Below are 18,643 nucleotides of genomic sequence, written 5' to 3' on the forward strand. Positions count from 1 at the left end.
CGGTGCTTGCTTACCCCTGTGCGGGCTGACCCGCAACGGGAGCGCCGTCTCAGATCTCGGAAACGAACGTCCCCGTTCCCTCGAGAATATTGCGCAGCGTCAGCGCCACTTCCTCCAGATCGCTTCCGGCCGACGTAAGCAGGATCTCCAGCGATTCATCACCCCTGAGTGCATCCCGATCCCCTGGTGAAACCTCGATCAGCAGGCGCTCGGCACTCAAGGTCACTTTCAGCCCGTCCAGCGTCGACGGTTCGTCGTCCAGCGTGAGATCGACGGTGTCTTCGTCCGGATAGCGGGTGAGCAGGAACATCTGGCCCTTGTCGCTGTGGCAGCACAGGGTCGCCATGTTGTCTTCCTCGTCATCGCAGGGGGTGGCGAAGAGCAGGGCGGTTTTCAGTTGCATGGGCAGCTCGGTTCAAGGAAATGAAATGCGATTGTGCCAGTCTGGGCCTTGCGCATAAACGCAATGTTACCGCCCTTTGACCGAATATGTCGCAGCGCTGCAAGCCGGGATGACCGCTCAGTCGTTAAGCTGCCCAGTTGATGGACAACCGTAAAGACACAGCCACCGGCAGTCGTCTTTGCAGCTGCCCATCCCTGGAACATGGACGCGAAGGAAGCGTCCTACGCCTTGGTTTTACCGTCTTCCTGCTACGGGTTGGCTATCGTTGATCCGTACATGGCGCACGTACACGACGCTTCACCTATAACAAAGCCCAAGCGGAGTACCACAGATGGCGTTTTTCACCGCAGCCAGCAAAGCCGACTTCCAGCATCAACTGCAGGCGGCCCTGGCGCAGCACATCAGCGAGCAGTCCCTGCCACAAGTGGCGCTGTTCGCCGAACAGTTCTTCGGCATCATCTCTCTGGACGAACTCACCCAGCGTCGGCTGTCCGACCTGGCCGGCTGCACCCTCTCTGCCTGGCGCACCATCGAGCGCTTCGACCCGAACACTGCGCAAGTGCGGGTCTACAACCCTGACTACGAACGCCACGGCTGGCAGTCCACGCACACCGTGGTCGAAGTCCTGCACCATGACCTGCCGTTCCTGGTCGACTCGGTACGCACCGAACTCAACCGCCGCGGCTACAGCATCCACACCCTGCAGACTACCGTGCTCAGCGCCCGCCGCGGGCCGAAGGGCGAGCTGCTCGAACTGCTGCCCAAAGGCACCCAGGGTGAAGGCGTCAGCCACGAGTCGCTGATGTACCTGGAGATCGACCGCTGCGCCAATGCCGCCGAGCTGACCAGCCTGACCCGCGAGCTGGAGCTGGTGCTGGCCGATGTGCGCGTCGTCGTTGCCGACTTCGACCCGATGAAGGCCAAGGTCCGCGACCTGCTGGCGCTGGTGGGCGAAAACGCCTTCGGCCCGGCGCAGAACGACAAGGCCGAGGTGCAGAGCTTCCTCACCTGGCTGCTAGACAACCACTTCACCTTCCTCGGCTATGAAGAGTTCGTGGTCGAGTCCGACGCTGCCGGCGGCAGCCTGGTCTACGACGAATCGTCCTTCCTCGGCCTGCCGCGCGTGCTGCGCAGCGGCCTGAGCAATGAAGACCTGCGCATCGAGGACTACGCCGTCAGCTACCTGCGCGAGCCGCGCCTGCTGTCGTTCGCCAAGGCTTCGCAACCAAGCCGCGTGCACCGTCCGGCCTACCCGGACTACGTGTCGATCCGCCAGATCGATGCCGATGGCAAGGTCATCAAGGAGTGCCGCTTCATGGGCCTGTACACCTCGACGGTGTACGGTGAAAGCGTGTACACCATCCCGTACATCCGCGGGAAAGTCGCCGAGATCGAGCGCCGCTCGCACTTCGACCCCAAGGCGCACCTGGGCAAGGAACTCACGCAGGTGCTCGAAGTGCTGCCGCGCGACGACCTGTTCCAGACCCCGATCGACGAGCTGTTCAACACCGTCATGTCGATCGTGCAGATCCAGGAACGCAACAAGATCCGCGTGTTCCTGCGCAAGGACCCGTACGGCCGCTTCTGCTACTGCCTGGCCTACGTGCCGCGTGAAATCTACTCCACCGAAGTGCGCCAGAAGATCCAGCAGGTGCTGATGGAGCGCCTGAAGGCTACCGACTGCGAGTTCTGGACCTTCTTCTCCGAGTCGGTGCTGGCGCGTGTGCAGTTGATCCTGCGGGTCGACCCGAAGAACCGCATCGACATCGACCCGCAGCAGCTGGAAAACGAAGTGATCCAGGCCTGCCGCTCGTGGCAGGACGACTTCTCCGCGCTGGTGGTGGAGAACTTCGGCGAAGCCCAGGGCACCAACATCCTCGCCGACTTCCCCAAGGGCTTCCCGGCGGGTTACCGCGAGCGCTTCGCCGCGCATTCGGCGGTGGTGGACATGCAGCATGTGCTGGCGTTGTCCGAAGCCAAGCCGCTGGCCATGAGCTTCTACCAGCCACTCACCCAACTGGGCGAGCGCCAGCTGCACTGCAAGCTGTACCACGCCGACACGCCGCTGGCGCTGTCCGACGTGCTGCCGATCCTGGAGAACCTCGGCCTGCGCGTGCTGGGTGAATTCCCGTACCGCCTGCGCCACGCCAACGGTCGCGAGTTCTGGATCCATGACTTCGCCTTCACCTACAGCGAAGGCCTGAACCTGGACCTGCAGCAGCTCAACGACACCCTGCAGGATGCCTTCATCCACATCGTCAAGGGCGACGCCGAGAACGACGCCTTCAACCGCCTGGTGCTCACCGCTGGCCTGCCATGGCGCGATGTGGCACTGCTGCGCGCCTACGCCCGCTACATGAAGCAGATCCGCCTGGGCTTCGATCTGGGCTACATCGCCAGCACCCTGAACAACCACACCGACATCGCCCGCGAACTGACCCGGTTGTTCAAGACCCGCTTCTACCTCGCGCGCAAGCTCGGCCAGGATGACCTGGACGACAAGCAGCAGCGCCTGGAGCAGGCGATCCTCACCGCCCTGGACGACGTCCAGGTGCTCAACGAGGACCGCATCCTGCGTCGCTACCTGGACCTGATCAAGGCCACCCTGCGCACCAACTTCTACCAGCCCGACGCCGCTGGCCAGAGCAAGTCGTACTTCAGCTTCAAGTTCAACCCGCGCCTGATCCCCGAGCTGCCCAAGCCGGTGCCGAAATTCGAGATCTTCGTCTATTCGCCACGGGTCGAGGGCGTGCACCTGCGCTTTGGCAACGTCGCCCGCGGCGGCCTGCGCTGGTCGGACCGCGAGGAAGACTACCGCACCGAAGTGCTGGGCCTGGTCAAGGCGCAGCAGGTGAAGAACTCGGTGATCGTACCGGTCGGCGCCAAGGGTGGCTTCCTGCCGCGTCGCCTGCCGCTGGGTGGCGGCCGCGACGAGATCGCCGCCGAGGGTATCGCCTGCTACCGCATCTTCATCAGTGGCCTGCTCGACATCACCGACAACCTCAAGGACGGTGGCGTGGTGCCGCCGGCCAACGTGGTGCGTCATGACGACGACGACCCCTACCTGGTAGTAGCTGCAGACAAAGGCACCGCGACCTTCTCCGACATCGCCAACGGCATCGCCAACGACTACGGCTTCTGGCTCGGCGATGCCTTCGCCTCCGGTGGCTCGGCTGGCTACGACCACAAAGGCATGGGCATCACTGCCCGTGGCGCCTGGGTGGGCGTGCAGCGCCACTTCCGTGAGCGCGGCATCAACGTGCAGGAAGACCCGATCACTGTGGTCGGCATCGGCGACATGGCCGGCGACGTGTTCGGCAACGGCCTGCTGATGTCCGACAAGCTGCAACTGGTAGCCGCATTCAACCACCTGCACATCTTCGTCGACCCGAATCCGGACCCGGCCACCAGCTTCGCCGAGCGCAAGCGCCTGTTCGAGCTGCCGCGTTCGGCCTGGACCGACTACAACAGCGCGATCATGTCCGAAGGCGGCGGGATTTTCCCGCGTAGCGCCAAGAGCATCGCCATCAGCCCGCAGATGAAGGAACGCTTCGCCATCGAAGCCGATCGCCTGACCCCGACCGAACTGCTGCACGCACTGCTGCAGGCGCCGGTCGACCTGCTGTGGAATGGCGGTATCGGCACCTACGTCAAGGCCAGCAGCGAGAGCCACGCCGATGTCGGCGACAAGGCCAACGACGCCCTGCGCGTCAACGGCAACGAGCTGCGCTGCAAGGTGGTGGGCGAGGGCGGCAACCTGGGCATGACCCAGCTCGGTCGCGTCGAGTTCGGCCTGCATGGCGGCGCCACTAACACCGACTTCATCGACAACGCCGGTGGCGTGGACTGCTCCGACCACGAGGTCAACATCAAGATCCTGCTCAACGAAGTGGTGCAGGCTGGCGACATGACCGAGAAGCAGCGCAACCAGCTGCTGGGCAGCATGACCGAGGAAGTCTCCTCGCTGGTGCTCGGCAACAACTACAAGCAGACCCAGGCCCTGTCGCTTGCGGCCCGCCGCGCCCGCGAGCGGATCGCCGAGTACAAGCGCCTGATGGCCGACCTCGAGTCGCGGGGCAAGCTGGACCGCGCCATCGAGTTCCTGCCGACCGAAGAGCAACTGGCCGAACGCCTGGCGGCTGGCCAGGGCCTGACCCGTGCCGAGCTGTCGGTGCTGATTTCGTACAGCAAGATCGACCTCAAGGAGCAACTGCTCAAGTCGCTGGTGCCGGACGACGACTACCTGACCCGTGACATGGAGACGGCGTTCCCGCCGTCACTGGTCAGCAAGTTCGCCGAGGCCATGCGCCGTCACCGCCTCAAGCGCGAGATCGTCAGCAACCAGATCGCCAACGACCTGGTCAACAACATGGGCATCACCTTCGTGCAGCGCCTGAAGGAGTCCACCGGCATGAGCCCGGCCAACGTTGCCGGTGCGTATGTGATCGTGCGCGACATCTTCCACCTGCCGCACTGGTTCCGCCAGATCGAGGCGCTGGACTACCAGGTGCCCGCCGAGATCCAGCTGACCCTGATGGACGAGCTGATGCGCCTGGGGCGTCGTGCCACCCGCTGGTTCCTGCGCAGCCGTCGCAACGAGCAGGATGCCGGTCGTGACGCTGCCCATTTCGGGCCGAAGATCGCGCAACTGGGGCTCAAGCTCGACGAACTGCTGGAAGGGCCGACCCGCGAACGCTGGCAGGCGCGCTACCAGGGCTTCGTCGAAGCCGGGGTGCCGGAGTTGCTGGCGCGTATGGTGGCAGGCACTACTCACCTGTACACCCTGCTGCCGATCATCGAAGCTTCGGATGTCACCGGTCACGATCCGGCGCAGGTGGCCAAGGCGTTCTTCGCCGTGGGCAGCGCGCTCGACCTGACCTGGTACCTGCAGGAAATCAGCAACCTGCCGGTGGAGAACAACTGGCAGGCGCTGGCCCGCGAAGCGTTCCGCGACGACATCGACCTGCAGCAGCGCGCGATCACCATTTCCGTGTTGCAGATGGCCGATGCACCGGACGACATGGACGCCCGCGTGGCCCTGTGGGCCGAGCAGCACCGGGTGATGGTCGAGCGCTGGCGCGCCATGCTCGACGACCTGCGCAACGCCACAGGCACCGACTATGCGATGTACGCGGTGGCCAACCGCGAGCTGGTCGACCTGGCGCTGAGTGGGCAGTCGGTTGTGATTCCGTCCTGACCTTGGCCCTGAAATGAAAAAGCCCCGGCAGCAATGCCGGGGCTTTTTTGTTCGTCTCTAGCGGCCCTGTGGGCTGTGGCTCGCCGCTGCGACTTGCCCGCTAAAAGGCTTCCGCGGACCTTACTTGAACCGCCGCTCCACGCCTTTCTCCACGAGAATCTTCGCCGAAATCTCTTCCACCGAAAAATGCGTGGAGTTGATGTTGGGAATGTTCTCCCGGCGGAACAGGTTCTCCACCTCGCGCACTTCGAATTCGCACTGGGCAAAGCTCGAATAGCGGCTGTTGGGTTTGCGTTCGTGGCGAATGGCGGTCAGGCGGTCGGGGTCGATGGTCAGGCCGAACAGCTTGTTGTGGTGCTTTTTCAGCACCGCTGGCAACTGCAGGCGCTCCATGTCGTCTTCGGTCAGCGGGTAGTTGGCGGCGCGGATGCCGAACTGCATGGCCATGTACAGGCAGGTTGGTGTCTTGCCGCAGCGCGACACACCCACCAGGATCAGGTCGGCCTTGTCGTAGTAATGGGTGCGCGCACCATCGTCGTTGTCCAGGGCGAAGTTGACCGCCTCGATGCGCTCCATGTAGTTGGAATTGCCACCGATCGAGTGGGATTTGCCCACGGAATACGACGAATGGGCGGTCAATTCCTGCTCGAGCGGGGATAAAAACGTCGAAAAGATGTCGATCATGAAGCCATTGGACGTAGCCATGACCTCGCGGATGTCCTGGTTGACGATGGTATCGAAGATAATGGGGCGCACACCGTCGCGCTCGGCCGCGGCATTGATCTGCTGGACCATGGCGCGTGCCTTGTCCAGCGTATCGATGTAGGGGCGGGTGAATTTGGCGAAGGGAATGCTTTCGAACTGCGCCAGCAGGCTTTGGCCCAGTGTTTCGGCCGTGATGCCGGTACCGTCGGAGATGAAGAACGCGGATCGTTTCATTTGCACCTGAGGCCTTAAGCTGCCGAATGTTTCTGGATATGATAGGTTCGGTTTGCCGAACGCGGTCGTTCGGCATTCTCACTTATTTTCCAGGTCCAGGCCACAAGCGTCCCGGCCCAGCCGCTGAGTCGACAGGCGGGCGCCCTTGAGCTTTTCCAATACAGTTAGTGGAGAGATCACCTTGGTAGAGTACGTAGTTTCCCTCGATAAGCTCGGCGTCCATGATGTAGAGCATGTGGGGGGCAAGAACGCATCCCTGGGCGAGATGATCAGTAATCTTGCCGGTGCCGGCGTATCGGTGCCGGGCGGCTTTGCCACTACGGCTCAGGCGTATCGCGACTTTCTCGAACAAAGTGGCCTGAACGACCGCATCCATGCCGCGCTCGACGCGCTGGATGTCGACGATGTCAACGCCTTGGCCAAGACCGGCGCACAGATTCGCCAGTGGGTGATGGAGGCCGATTTCCCGGCACGCCTGGACGCCGAAATCCGCACCGCCTTCGCCGAAATGGCTGCCGGCAACGACAACATGGCCGTGGCCGTGCGCTCTTCGGCGACTGCCGAAGACTTGCCGGATGCTTCGTTCGCCGGCCAGCAGGAAACCTTCCTCAATATCCGTGGCGTAGACAACGTGATCCGCGCGGCCAAGGAAGTGTTCGCCTCGCTGTTCAACGACCGCGCCATTTCCTACCGCGTGCACCAGGGCTTCGACCACAAGCTGGTCGCCCTGTCGGCCGGCGTGCAGCGCATGGTGCGTTCGGAAACCGGCACCGCTGGCGTCATGTTCACCCTCGACACCGAGTCGGGCTTCCGCGATGTGGTGTTCATCACCGGCGCCTACGGCCTGGGTGAAACCGTCGTGCAGGGTGCGGTCAACCCTGACGAATTCTACGTGCACAAGAACACCCTGCAGGCAGGCCGCCCGGCCATCCTGCGCCGCAACCTGGGCAGCAAGGCGATCAAGATGGTCTACGGCGACGAAGCCAAGGCCGGTCGTTCGGTCAAGACTGTCGAGGTCGACCGTGCCGAGCGTGCGCGCTTCTGCCTGAGCGACGCCGAGGTCAACGAACTGGCCAAGCAGGCGATGATCATCGAGCAGCACTACCAGCGCCCGATGGACATCGAATGGGCCAAGGACGGTGACGACGGCAAGCTGTACATCGTGCAGGCTCGCCCCGAGACCGTGAAGAGCCGCGCCAGCGCCAATGTCATGGAGCGCTACCTGCTTAAAGAGAAGGGCACGGTACTGGTCGAAGGTCGTGCCATTGGCCAGCGTATCGGCGCTGGCAAGGTCCGCGTGATCCACGATGTGTCCGAAATGGACAAGGTGCAGCCAGGCGACGTACTGGTTTCCGACATGACCGACCCGGACTGGGAACCGGTCATGAAGCGCGCCAGCGCCATCGTCACCAACCGCGGTGGCCGCACCTGCCACGCCGCGATCATCGCCCGTGAGCTGGGTATCCCGGCCGTGGTCGGTTGCGGCAACGCCACCCAGGTGTTGAAAGATGGCCAGGGCGTGACCGTATCCTGCGCCGAAGGCGACACCGGCTTCATCTTCGAGGGCGAGCTGGGCTTCGACGTCAAGCAGAACTCGGTGGATGCCATGCCGGAACTGCCATTCAAGATCATGATGAACGTCGGCAACCCCGACCGCGCCTTCGATTTCGCCCAACTGCCCAATGCGGGCGTAGGCCTGGCGCGCCTGGAGTTCATCATCAACCGCATGATCGGCGTGCATCCCAAGGCCCTGCTCAACTACGCGGGCCTGCCGCCTGAGCTGAAAGAGAGCGTCGACAAGCGCATCGCTGGCTACAGCGATCCGGTGGGCTTCTATGTCGAGAAGCTGGTCGAGGGCATCAGCACCCTGGCCGCAGCCTTCTACCCGAAAAAGGTGATCGTGCGCCTGTCGGACTTCAAGTCCAACGAGTACGCCAACCTGATCGGCGGCAAGCTCTACGAGCCTGAAGAAGAAAACCCGATGCTGGGCTTCCGCGGTGCCTCGCGCTACATCAGCGAGTCGTTCCGTGACTGCTTCGAGCTCGAGTGCCGCGCCCTCAAGCGCGTGCGCAACGAGATGGGCCTGACCAATGTCGAGATCATGGTGCCGTTCGTGCGCACCCTGGGCGAAGCCAGCCAGGTCGTCGACCTGCTCGCCGAGAATGGCCTGGCTCGCGGCGACAATGGCCTGCGCGTGATCATGATGTGCGAGCTGCCGTCCAACGCCATCCTCGCCGAAGAGTTCCTGGAATATTTCGACGGCTTCTCGATCGGCTCCAACGACCTGACCCAGCTTACCCTGGGTCTGGACCGCGACTCGGGGATCATCGCCCACCTGTTCGACGAGCGAAATCCTGCGGTCAAGAAGCTGCTGGCCAATGCCATCGCCGCGTGCAACAAGGCCGGCAAGTACATCGGCATCTGCGGCCAGGGCCCATCGGACCACCCTGACCTCGCCAAGTGGCTGATGGAGCAGGGCATCGAGAGCGTCTCGCTGAACCCGGACTCGGTACTCGAGACCTGGTTCTTCCTGGCCGAAGGTCAGGGCGCCGCTTGATGTAACCCGCGCGGGGCGCGTCCTGACGCGCTCCGCGTTTCTGCCTTTTCGCGGGCAAACCCGCTGCCACCGAGCCCTGTGGCAGCGGGTTTGCCCGCGAATGCGCTGCAGCCCAGGTTCAGCGTGGCAGTTCCCCATCCTGTTTCCTCTTTTCATTCTGTGAATCCATGCAAAGCAGCAGCACCCTTTTTCCCGTGGCCCTGCTCAGTGCCGAGCGCCGCGGCGACCTCTGTGAAGACGTTTACCGGATCAAGGCGGGCAACAGCCCCGACGCCAGTGTCGAACTGGCCCTGACCCGTCTCGGGCTTGCCGATCAACACTCCACCCCCGGAGTGCCGGTGATTCTCCTGCACGGCAGTTTCTCCAATCGTCGTTTCTGGTATTCGCCCAAGGGCATTGGCCTGGGGGCTTTCCTCGCACGTGCCGGTTTCGACGTGTGGATTCCGGAAATGCGCGGGCATGGCCTGTCGCCGCGCAATCGCCAGTGGCGACAGAACACCGTGGCCGACTACGCGCGTTTCGACCTGCCGGTGATCGGCGCCTTCGTCCAGGAAATGGCCGGCCAGGCGCCGCACTGGATTGGCCATTCGCTGGGCGGCACCACCTTGGCGGCCGCACTGGGTGGCGGCTACCTGGACAGCGCCTGCGTGGCCAGCGTGGCGTTGTTCGGCACCCAGGTCAGCCGGGTCTACTGGCCGTTGAAAGTGCCGCCAGTGGCGTGGGGTGCGCGCTTGCTGGTCAAGCGTTTTGCCCAGCTCTCCGGCCCCAGGTTGAAGCGTGGGCCGGAGGACGAGCCGATCGGGCTGGCCCTGGAAAGCTTGCGTTGGCATGGTCTGTTCGGCCGTTTCGGAGTCAAGGACCGAGACTGGTGGGCGGGGTTGGCGCAGATGGATGTACCGCTGCTGGCGGTCGCGGGTGCGGCGGATTTCCAGGATCCGGTGTGGGCCTGTCGCAAACTGTTCGAGCAGTGGGGCGATGAGCGCAAGCAGTTCCTGCGCCTGGGCCGTGAAGAGGGCTTCGAAGCCTTCGGGCATGTCGACATGCTGGTGAGCAAGGCGGCGCAGACGCAGGTGTGGCCGCTGGTGGCGCGCTGGCTGAGCGACGTTCAGGCGCCGCCCGCCACAATTGAGTAAGCAGGTCATTCGCGGGCAAGTCGTAGCGCCGAACTGACTGCCTGGTCCCGGATGACTGCAACGGCCTTCAGGGTGTAGCCTTGCCCGATATCCGCTTTCGTTGTGACTGACAGGAGCTTCTCATGCAGCATTACGTAACGCCCGACCTGTGCGACGCCTACCCGGACCTGGTCCAGGTGCTGGAGCCGATGTTCAGCAATTTCGGCGGCCGCGATTCCTTCGGCGGCCAGATCGTCACCATCAAGTGCTTCGAGGACAACTCCCTGGTCAAGGAGCAGGTCGAGCTCGACGGCAAGGGCAAGGTCCTGGTGGTCGATGGCGGCGGATCGCTGCGCCGGGCGCTGCTGGGCGACATGCTCGCGGAAAAAGCGGCGAAGAATGGCTGGGAAGGCCTGGTGATCTACGGCTGTGTGCGTGACGTGGATGTGCTGGTGCAGACCGATGTCGGCGTGCAGGCCCTGGCCAGCCATCCGATGAAGACCGACAAGCGCGGCATTGGCGACCTCGACGTCGTGGTCAGCTTTGCCGGCGTGACTTTTCGCCCCGGCGAATACATCTACGCCGACAACAATGGCGTGATCGTCTCGCCAAGCCCCCTGAAAATGCCGGAGTGATGCGCCGCGCGCGCTGATGGAGCATTGATGTTCGAGGAAGACAACGCGCAGTGGGGGCTGGTCCATGCCCTGGTGCTCGACGGCAAGGGAGGCGCGCGCGCCATTGCCCGTACCGAGTTGGACAACCTGCAATTGCAGGCGCAAGAGAGCCTGTGGTTGCACTGGGACCGCAGTCATCCGCAAACCCGCACCTGGCTGCTGCACGACAGCGGCCTGAGCGAGTTCGCCTGCGACCTGCTGCTCGAGGAGAACACTCGCCCACGCCTGCTGCCGTTGGCCAACGAGCAGTTGCTGCTGTTTCTGCGCGGGGTCAACCTCAACCCTGGCGCAGAGCCGGAAGACATGGTTTCGGTGCGCATCTTCGCCGAAGCGCAGCGCGTCATTTCATTGCGGCTGCGGCCTTTGCGCGCGAGCGATGAAGTCTTGCAGCAACTGGATGAGGGCAGGGGGCCGAAATCGGCCTCCGAACTGCTGCTGCTGATGGGTGAACTGTTGACCGAAAAGGTCCAGGCACTGGTCAGCGACCTGTCCGAAGCGGTCGATCTCGAGGAAGAAAAGGTAGAATCCGACGAACGGTATAGCCCGGCCCAGGGCAACCTGCAGCAGATTCGTCGTCGTGCCGCCGGCCTGCGTCGCTTCCTGGCGCCGCAGCGTGACATCTATGCTCAGCTTTCGCGCAACAAGTGGAGTTGGTTCGCCGACGCCGATGCCGATTACTGGAACGAGCTGAACAACAGCCTGATCCGTTATCTCGAGGAGCTGGAACTGGCCCGAGAGCGCGCTGCGCTGGTGCTGGAAGGCGAGGACCGGCGGCGCAGCGAGCGGATGAACCGGACCATGTACCGCTTCGGCATCATCACCTGCATCTTCCTGCCGATGAGCTTCATCACCGGCCTGCTCGGCATCAATGTCGGTGGTATTCCGGGGGCCGAGAATCCCTACGGCTTCCTGTTCGCCTGCCTGGTGGTGCTGGGTCTGGCCGCAGGGCAATGGTGGTTGTTGCGCAAGTTGCGCTGGGTCTGAGCGACGATCACGTATGTATTTTGAAACATTCGTCCCACATCGCTGTGTGACCCGTTGGCCAGAGCTCTCGTCTTTGACTGACATCACGCGAGGTGCCCATGCACGATCCGTTTGAAGAATCCTTGCGCGACCTGCTCAAGGCGTCGCCGTCCGGCCATGACCGAGATGACGATGCCTGCCTGGGTCGCGTGCTGAAAACCGCCAACCGTCAGGTTGGCGCGGGCGATCTGTTCAGCCTGCTGGGCCGCTGGAGCCAGGCGCTGCTGATCGCTGTCAACAATGGCTCGGCGCATGTCGCGCCGGTGCGCCGTACCCCTGCCGCTGGCAGACAGAAAGCTGATAAGGCCGATTGAATATGGAACTCGATCTCTGGACCCAGAGCCTGGTCACCGCCATGACTGCCCTTTGGACCAAGGTGGCGAACTTCATCCCCAACCTGTTCGGCGCGCTGGTCGTGGTGCTGCTCGGTTTCGTGGTGGCCAAGCTGCTCGACACACTGCTGTCCAAGCTGCTCGCCAAGTTCGGTCTCGACCGCCTGATGAGCGGGACCGGGCTGACCAAGATGCTCGGCCGGGTCGGTATCCAGGTGCCGATCTCGACCTTGATCGGCAAGATCGTCTACTGGTTCATCCTGCTGATTTTCCTGGTTTCCGCCGCCGAATCGCTGGGCCTGGAGCGGGTTTCCGCCACCCTCGACATGCTTGCCCTCTACCTGCCCAAAGTATTTGGTGCGGCGCTGGTATTGCTGGCCGGTGTACTGCTGGCGCAGCTGGTCAACGGCCTGGTGCGCGGCGCTGCCGAAGGCATCGGCCTGGAATACGCAGCGGGCGTCGGGCGCATTGCCCAGGGGCTGGTCATCATCATCGCGATCTCGGTGGCGATCAGCCAGCTTGAGGTCAAGACCGACTTGCTCAACCATGTGATCGTCATCGGACTGATTACCGTTGGTCTGGCCGTGGCCTTGGCAATGGGCCTGGGCAGCCGGGAAATCGCCGGACAGATCCTTGCCGGGATCTACGTGCGCGAGTTGTATCAGGTTGGCCAGCAGGTGCGGATTGGAGAGGTCGAAGGGCATATCGAAGAGATCGGGACGGTCAAGACGACGCTGCTGACCGATGATGGCGAGTTGGTGTCGCTGTCCAATCGGGTGCTGCTCGAGCAGCGCGTCAATAGCCGCTAACCGCACAAAGCTGTTAATGTATGCCGCCGCAAAAATCGGCCCAAGGGCTGAGCGGCGACATTGACCTGACTGTCGGCCAGATCCGTTTTGAATAAAGTCTATTCGCCGCCCATGCGTTACGACCCCCGCGAGCTCACCGACGAGGAGTTGGTGGCGCGTTCGCATGAGGAGCTGTTTCATGTTACCCGCGCCTATGAGGAGCTCATGCGGCGCTACCAACGGACCCTGTTCAACGTCTGTGCACGTTATCTGGGGAACGATCGGGATGCTGACGATGTCTGTCAGGAGGTCATGCTGAAAGTGTTGTACGGCCTGAAGAATTTCGAGGGCAAATCGAAGTTCAAGACCTGGCTCTACAGCATCACCTACAACGAATGTATCACCCAGTACCGCAAGGAGCGTCGCAAGAGAAGGTTGATGGATGCCCTGAGCCTGGACCCCGTCGAAGAGGCGTCCGAGGACAAGGCTCCGAAAGCTGAAGAAAAAGGCGGGCTGGATAAATGGCTGGTGTATGTGAACCCGATCGACCGGGAGATTCTGGTGCTACGTTTTGTCGCAGAGCTGGAGTTTCAGGAGATCGCCGACATCATGCACATGGGCCTGAGCGCCACGAAAATGCGTTACAAGCGTGCGCTCGACAAGCTTCGTGAGAAATTTGCGGACTCGGTTGAAACTTAGTCTTATGCAAATGGCTCAAACGAATCGGCAAGGTCTGCTAGACTTGCCGTCGAGTTGTCCCCCCGGATTTTGGTGGGGCTGCTTAACTATCACCAGATGGGGATTTAACGGATGAAATTGAAAAATACCTTGGGCTTGGCCATTGGTTCGCTCGTAGCCGCCACCTCGATTGGCGCTATGGCACAAGGCCAAGGCGCCGTCGAAACCGAGATCTTCTACAAGAAGGAGTTCTTCGACAGCCAGCGCGACTTCAAGAACGACGGCAACCTGTTCGGCGGCTCGATCGGTTACTTCCTGACCGACGACGTTGAACTGCGTCTGGGCTACGACGAAGTTCACAACGCTCGTGGCGACGACGGCAAGAACATCAAGGGCTCGAACACCGCCCTGGATGCCGTTTACCACTTCAACAACCCGTACGACGCTATCCGTCCGTACGTTTCGGCTGGTTTCTCCCACCAGTCGCTGGGCCAGACCGGCCGTGGCGGTCGTGACCACTCCACCTTCGCCAACCTGGGCGCTGGTGCCAAGTGGTACATCACCGACATGTTCTACGCCCGTGCCGGCGTTGAAGCCCAGTACAACATCGACAAAGGTGACACCGAGTGGGCACCGAGCGTCGGCGTTGGCCTGAACTTCGGCGGTAGCCCGAAGCAGTCCGCAGCTCCTGCTCCTGCTCCGGTTGCCGAAGTCTGCACCGACAGCGACAACGACGGCGTCTGCGACAACGTCGACAAGTGCCCTGACACCCCGGCCAACGTTACCGTTGACGCCGACGGCTGCCCGGCTGCCGCTGAAAACGTCCGCGTTGAGCTGGACGTGAAGTTCGACTTCGACAAGTCGGTCGTCAAGCCTAACAGCTACGGCGACATCAAGAACCTGGCTGACTTCATGAAGCAGTACCCACAAACCACCACCGTGGTTGAAGGTCACACTGACTCCGTAGGTCCAGACGCTTACAACCAGAAGCTGTCCGAGCGTCGTGCCAATGCTGTCAAGCAGGTTCTGACCCAGCAGTACGGCATCGAATCCAACCGTGTTGACTCGGTTGGCTACGGTGAGACCCGTCCAGTTGCTGACAACGCCACCGAAGCTGGCCGCGCCGTTAACCGTCGCGTAGAAGCTCAGGTAGAAGCCCAGGCCAAGTAATTGGTTTGAAGCTTCACGAAAAACCCGGCCTCGGCCGGGTTTTTCTTTGCCTGTGATTTGGGTGTGCCGCACGGGCGTGCATCTGTGGGAGCGGGCTTGCCCGCGAAGAGGTTCGCTCAGGCTTACCTTTTAAGCAGGATGTACAGCAGCACCAGGTTCAACACCATCGACAACAGCGCCAAGGTTCGCCAGACCTTCAGCGGCTCGCGCTCCAGCAGGGGGCGAGGGCGCATGGCCAACTCCTGGCGGTCACCGCGTTCGAGCAGCAGCAGCCATTGTTCGGCAGTTTCGAAACGTTGTGCAGGGTCCACCGAGACGGCTTTTTCCAGGCTGCGCTGCAACCATTCCGGCAGGTCGGGACGATAGCGCGCAGCGTTGACTGGCGTTGCGAAGCGTGGGCGCTGGAACGCCTCGACTTCGCCGTACGGATAGTGCCCGGTCAGCAGGTAGTACAGGGTCACGCCAACGGCATAGAGATCCTGGCGGGGTGTCGGTGGCTCACCATCGAAGGCTTCCGGGGCAATGAACGAAGGCGTGCCGGGCAGATCGTGCGGCTGATCCTCTGATAGCCCTGGGCAATACGCCAGGCCGAAATCCAGCAGGCGCAGTTGACCATCTCCACCCAGGTGCAGGTTTTCCGGCTTGATATCGCGGTGCAGCAGGTTGCGCCGGTGCAGCACACCCACCGCCTGCAGCAACTGGCGCGTCAGTTCCAGCCATTGCGGTAGTGGCAAGGGCCCATGCTCGGCGAACAAGCTGGCAAGCGTCTGGCCGGGATATTGGCGCATGAGGTAGTACAGGTGCTGGCGCTGGCTGGCGGCATTCACCTCGGGGAAGTGTCGGCCAGCAACCCGGCGCAGAAACCATTCTTCGAGCAGCAGCCGTTGGGCGGCGCCTTGATCGGTTTCGCGGGCCGGTGGGAGGGTCTTGAGCAGCCATGTCTGGCCCTGGGTATCCTTGACCTGGTAGAGCAAGGATTGTCGGCTCTGGGCGAGCAGCGCCTCAACACACCAGCCATCGATGCGCTGGCCCGTACGCAGGGCGGTTGGTATCGGCCATTCCTGCAACTGCGCAAGGGTATCGCCCAGATTCGCCGAGCCCGGTTGTTCGACCCTGACCAGCAATGCGCTGGCGTTGTCCTGGCTGCCACACAGGTGCGCGGTGGCGACCAGGGTATCGGCGGCCACCTGCAAGTCAGGCTGCTCACGCAGGATCGAGAGGATCTGCTGATCGCTCAGGCTTGACCAGACACCATCGCTGAGCAGCACGAAGCACTCGCCTGGCTGCAGTTCACCCTCCCGGTAATCGACCAGCAGGTGTTGGTCCAGACCCAAGGCGCGCTTGAGCACATGATGCATCCCAGGCTGGTCCCAGACATGGTCATCGCTCAGGCACGACAGGCGACCGTTGTGCCAGTGGTAGGCGCGGCAGTCGCCGACATGGGCGAGGGTGAACCGCTTGCCGCGCAGCACCAGGGCGGTCAGCGTGGTCATCAGCGGTTGACCGTTGCCCTGGGCGCGCAGCCAGCGGTTCTGCGCCAGCAGCAGCCGATCCAAGGCCTGGGCCACCCCCCAAGTGGCGGGAGTGGAATAGTAGTCCAGTGCCAAGGCTTGCAGGCTGGCCCTGGCGGCCAGGCCACCATCGGCGCACTGGCTGACGCCGTCGGCGAGGGCGAACAGGTAGCCCTTGCTGGCGGCCAGCTCTGCGGCCGGGGTGACCAGGCGCAGGGCATCCTGGTTTTCCGGGCGCGGGCCGGTGGCGCTGGCCTGGGCGAACGCCAGTTGCAAGCTCATGCGGTCAGACCCGCGCCGCCGTTACGGCAGCCGAACCCCATGTGGTGCGCCAGCGACGCTTGACCCCATACAGGCCGAACCAGGCGAGCAACCCCAGGCTGGCGAACAGCCACAGGCCAAGCTGATAGTCGCCGCTGTGCTGCTTGATTGCACCCAGGCCTGCCGCCAGCAGGAAGCCGCCGATACCACCGGCCATGCCGATCAGGCCGGTCATGACCCCGATTTCCTGGCGGAAGCGTTGCGGCACCAATTGGAACACCGCACCGTTGCCAGCGCCCAGGCCAAGCATGGCGCTGACGAACAGGGCCAGGGCTGCCGCGGCGCTGGACAGGTTGAAGCCGACCGCGGCGATGCACACCGCCGCCACACTGTACATCCCGAGCAACGTGCGGATGCCACCGAAACGGTCGGCGAGGGCCCCGCCCAGCGGGCGCATGAGGCTACCGGCGAATACGCAGGCCGCCGTGTAGTAGCCGGCGGTGATCGGGCTCAGGCCATACTGGTCGCTGAAGTAGCCCGGCAGGGCGCTGGCCAGGCCGATGAAGCCACCGAAGGTGACGCTGTAGAAGAACATGAACCACCAGCTGTCTCGGTCGCCCAGGGCCTTGAAATAGTCGGCCATCGCCTTGGGCTTGGGGCGCTGTGGGGCATTGCGTGCCAGCAGGGCAAAGGCCACGAGAGTGATCACCAGCGGGATGACGGCGAAACCGAACACGTTGTTCCAGCCGAAACCTGCGGCCAGCACCGGGGCGAGCAGGGCTGCGAACACCGTTCCGGAATTACCCGCACCGGCGATGCCCATGGCCTTGCCCTGGTGCTGAGGTGGATACCACTGCGACGCCAACGGCAGCGACACGGCGAACGAGGCACCTGCAACGCCGAGGAACACGCCCAGCAGCAGCGCCTGTTCGTAACTGTGGATGCCCATGAACCAGGCACAGGCCAGGGCGACGATCACCACGACCTGGCCGATCAGCCCGGCAGTCTTGGGAGACAGTCGGTCGACCAGCATGCCCATGATAAAGCGCAATATGGCACCGGCCAGGATCGGTGTTGCCACCATCAGGCCCCGTTGCTGGGCAGTCAGCTGCAGGTCGGCGGAGATCTGCACTGCCAAGGGACCGAGCAGGTACCAGACCATGAAGCTCAGGTCGAAGTAGAGGAAGGCGGCAAACAGCGTAGGCACATGCCCGGATTTCCAGAAGCTCGTATTCATTGAACACCTCGCGCGGCTTGCAACGGTTGTCATGCCCTGCCTGCGCAGGGCGCAAATGAAAAAGACGTCGCTACCCGGTCCATCAGCGTGGAGGGGAGAGCGACGTCTTTGTCGGGATGATGTGGCAACCGCCGTTGGCTGCCTGAGCTATTGGCTGAGCAAGAGCCGGGCCAACATCGACTCAGCCAAGCATCTCGGACATGGCGATGATCTGCTCGGCCACCTGAATCAGCTTCTGCTGACGGCTCATGGCCTGGCGACGCATCAGGGTGTAGGCCTGCTCTTCATTGCAGTCCTTCATCTTCATCAGCAGGCCCTTGGCCTGTTCGATGCGCTTGCGTTCGGCCAATTGCTGGTCGCGAGCCAGCAGCTGCGCCTTGAGCGCCTGGTCGCTCTCGAAGCGGACCATGGCCACGTCCAGTATCGGCTGCAGGCGCGCTGCATGGATGCCTTCGACGATGTAGGCGCTGACGCCGGCCTGGATCGCCTGGCGCATCACCCCCGGATCATGCTCGTCGGTGAACAGCACGATGGGCCGTGGCTGGTCGCGACTGACCAGCACCACCTGTTCCATCACATCGCGACCCGGTGACTCGGTATCGATCAGCACGACATCCGGGCGCACCGTTTCGACGCAGGTGGGCAGGTCGATGGTCAGCCCCGGCGCCTCGATCACATCGAAGCCAGTTTCGATCAGAGCAGCCTTGAGGCGACCGACCTTCTTCTCGGTATCATCGATCAGCAGAATACGCAGCATGGTG

At 62.9% G+C, this 18,643-nt stretch carries 14 protein-coding genes; 9 read left to right on the plus strand and 5 right to left on the minus strand.

Going from position 1 to position 18,643, the window contains the following annotated elements:
* Nucleotides 1–49 precede the first annotated feature (49 nt).
* Nucleotides 50–403 (minus strand): hypothetical protein, encoded by a 354-nt coding sequence (locus AB688_RS10815; RefSeq protein ID WP_063543983.1) that lies wholly within the window; start codon nt 401–403, stop codon nt 50–52.
* 331 nt (nt 404–734) lie between these two features.
* On the opposite strand from AB688_RS10815, the gene AB688_RS10820 reads away from it, so the two are divergent.
* A complete protein-coding gene (locus AB688_RS10820; protein ID WP_063543985.1) occupies nt 735–5,600 on the plus strand; it encodes an NAD-glutamate dehydrogenase in 4,866 nt (1,621 codons plus the stop codon).
* A 120-nt stretch (nt 5,601–5,720) separates the two neighbouring features.
* On the opposite strand, the gene AB688_RS10825 is transcribed toward AB688_RS10820, so the two are convergent.
* Nucleotides 5,721–6,539, minus strand: coding sequence for a pyruvate, water dikinase regulatory protein (locus AB688_RS10825; protein ID WP_054892475.1), 819 nt, complete (start codon nt 6,537–6,539; stop codon nt 5,721–5,723).
* Between the two features lie 181 nt (nt 6,540–6,720).
* On the opposite strand from AB688_RS10825, the gene ppsA reads away from it, so the two are divergent.
* From ppsA to AB688_RS10865, 8 genes are all read left to right on the plus strand, one after another.
* Nucleotides 6,721–9,096 carry a phosphoenolpyruvate synthase gene (gene ppsA, locus AB688_RS10830; protein ID WP_054892474.1) on the plus strand — a complete coding sequence of 792 codons (2,376 nt, stop codon included), beginning with the start codon at nt 6,721–6,723 and terminating at the stop codon, nt 9,094–9,096.
* 167 nt (nt 9,097–9,263) lie between these two features.
* Nucleotides 9,264–10,229: an alpha/beta fold hydrolase gene (locus AB688_RS10835; protein ID WP_063543987.1), complete on the plus strand. Its 966-nt coding sequence runs from the start codon at nt 9,264–9,266 to the stop codon at nt 10,227–10,229.
* Nucleotides 10,230–10,351: 122 nt separating this feature from the next.
* Nucleotides 10,352–10,843 carry a ribonuclease E activity regulator RraA gene (gene rraA / locus AB688_RS10840; RefSeq protein WP_054892472.1) on the plus strand — a complete coding sequence of 164 codons (492 nt, stop codon included), beginning with the start codon at nt 10,352–10,354 and terminating at the stop codon, nt 10,841–10,843.
* Nucleotides 10,844–10,870: 27 nt separating this feature from the next.
* Nucleotides 10,871–11,866 (plus strand): zinc transporter ZntB, encoded by a 996-nt coding sequence (locus tag AB688_RS10845; protein WP_054892471.1) that lies wholly within the window; start codon nt 10,871–10,873, stop codon nt 11,864–11,866.
* Between the two features lie 98 nt (nt 11,867–11,964).
* Nucleotides 11,965–12,219 carry a hypothetical protein gene (locus AB688_RS10850; protein ID WP_054892470.1) on the plus strand — a complete coding sequence of 85 codons (255 nt, stop codon included), beginning with the start codon at nt 11,965–11,967 and terminating at the stop codon, nt 12,217–12,219.
* A 2-nt stretch (nt 12,220–12,221) separates the two neighbouring features.
* On the plus strand, nt 12,222–13,046 hold the full coding sequence (locus AB688_RS10855) for a mechanosensitive ion channel family protein (RefSeq protein WP_054892469.1): 825 nt from the start codon (nt 12,222–12,224) through the stop codon (nt 13,044–13,046).
* 87 nt (nt 13,047–13,133) lie between these two features.
* Nucleotides 13,134–13,724, plus strand: a complete 591-nt coding sequence (gene sigX / locus AB688_RS10860; RefSeq protein ID WP_172964783.1) for an RNA polymerase sigma factor SigX — start codon at nt 13,134–13,136, stop codon at nt 13,722–13,724.
* Between the two features lie 111 nt (nt 13,725–13,835).
* On the plus strand, nt 13,836–14,873 hold the full coding sequence (locus AB688_RS10865; RefSeq protein ID WP_054892467.1) for an OmpA family protein: 1,038 nt from the start codon (nt 13,836–13,838) through the stop codon (nt 14,871–14,873).
* 122 nt (nt 14,874–14,995) lie between these two features.
* Here the strand turns inward: AB688_RS10865 and AB688_RS10870 are convergent, their stop codons facing one another.
* The 3 genes from AB688_RS10870 to AB688_RS10880 all read right to left on the minus strand — a co-directional run bounded on the left by AB688_RS10870 (nt 14,996) and on the right by AB688_RS10880 (nt 18,639).
* Complete coding sequence (locus AB688_RS10870) at nt 14,996–16,666, minus strand: bifunctional protein-serine/threonine kinase/phosphatase (RefSeq protein WP_063543991.1); 1,671 nt, start codon at nt 16,664–16,666, stop codon at nt 14,996–14,998.
* Nucleotides 16,667–16,670: 4 nt separating this feature from the next.
* A complete protein-coding gene (locus tag AB688_RS10875) occupies nt 16,671–17,882 on the minus strand; it encodes a nitrate/nitrite transporter (protein ID WP_054892465.1) in 1,212 nt (403 codons plus the stop codon).
* Nucleotides 17,883–18,063: 181 nt separating this feature from the next.
* Entirely contained in the window at nt 18,064–18,639 is a 576-nt protein-coding gene (locus tag AB688_RS10880; RefSeq protein ID WP_063546691.1) for an ANTAR domain-containing response regulator, read from the minus strand.
* Nucleotides 18,640–18,643: the final 4 nt, after the last annotated feature.

Origin of the sequence: Pseudomonas putida (genome assembly GCF_001636055.1) — a bacterium.
Classification (GTDB): domain Bacteria; phylum Pseudomonadota; class Gammaproteobacteria; order Pseudomonadales; family Pseudomonadaceae; genus Aquipseudomonas; species Aquipseudomonas machongensis.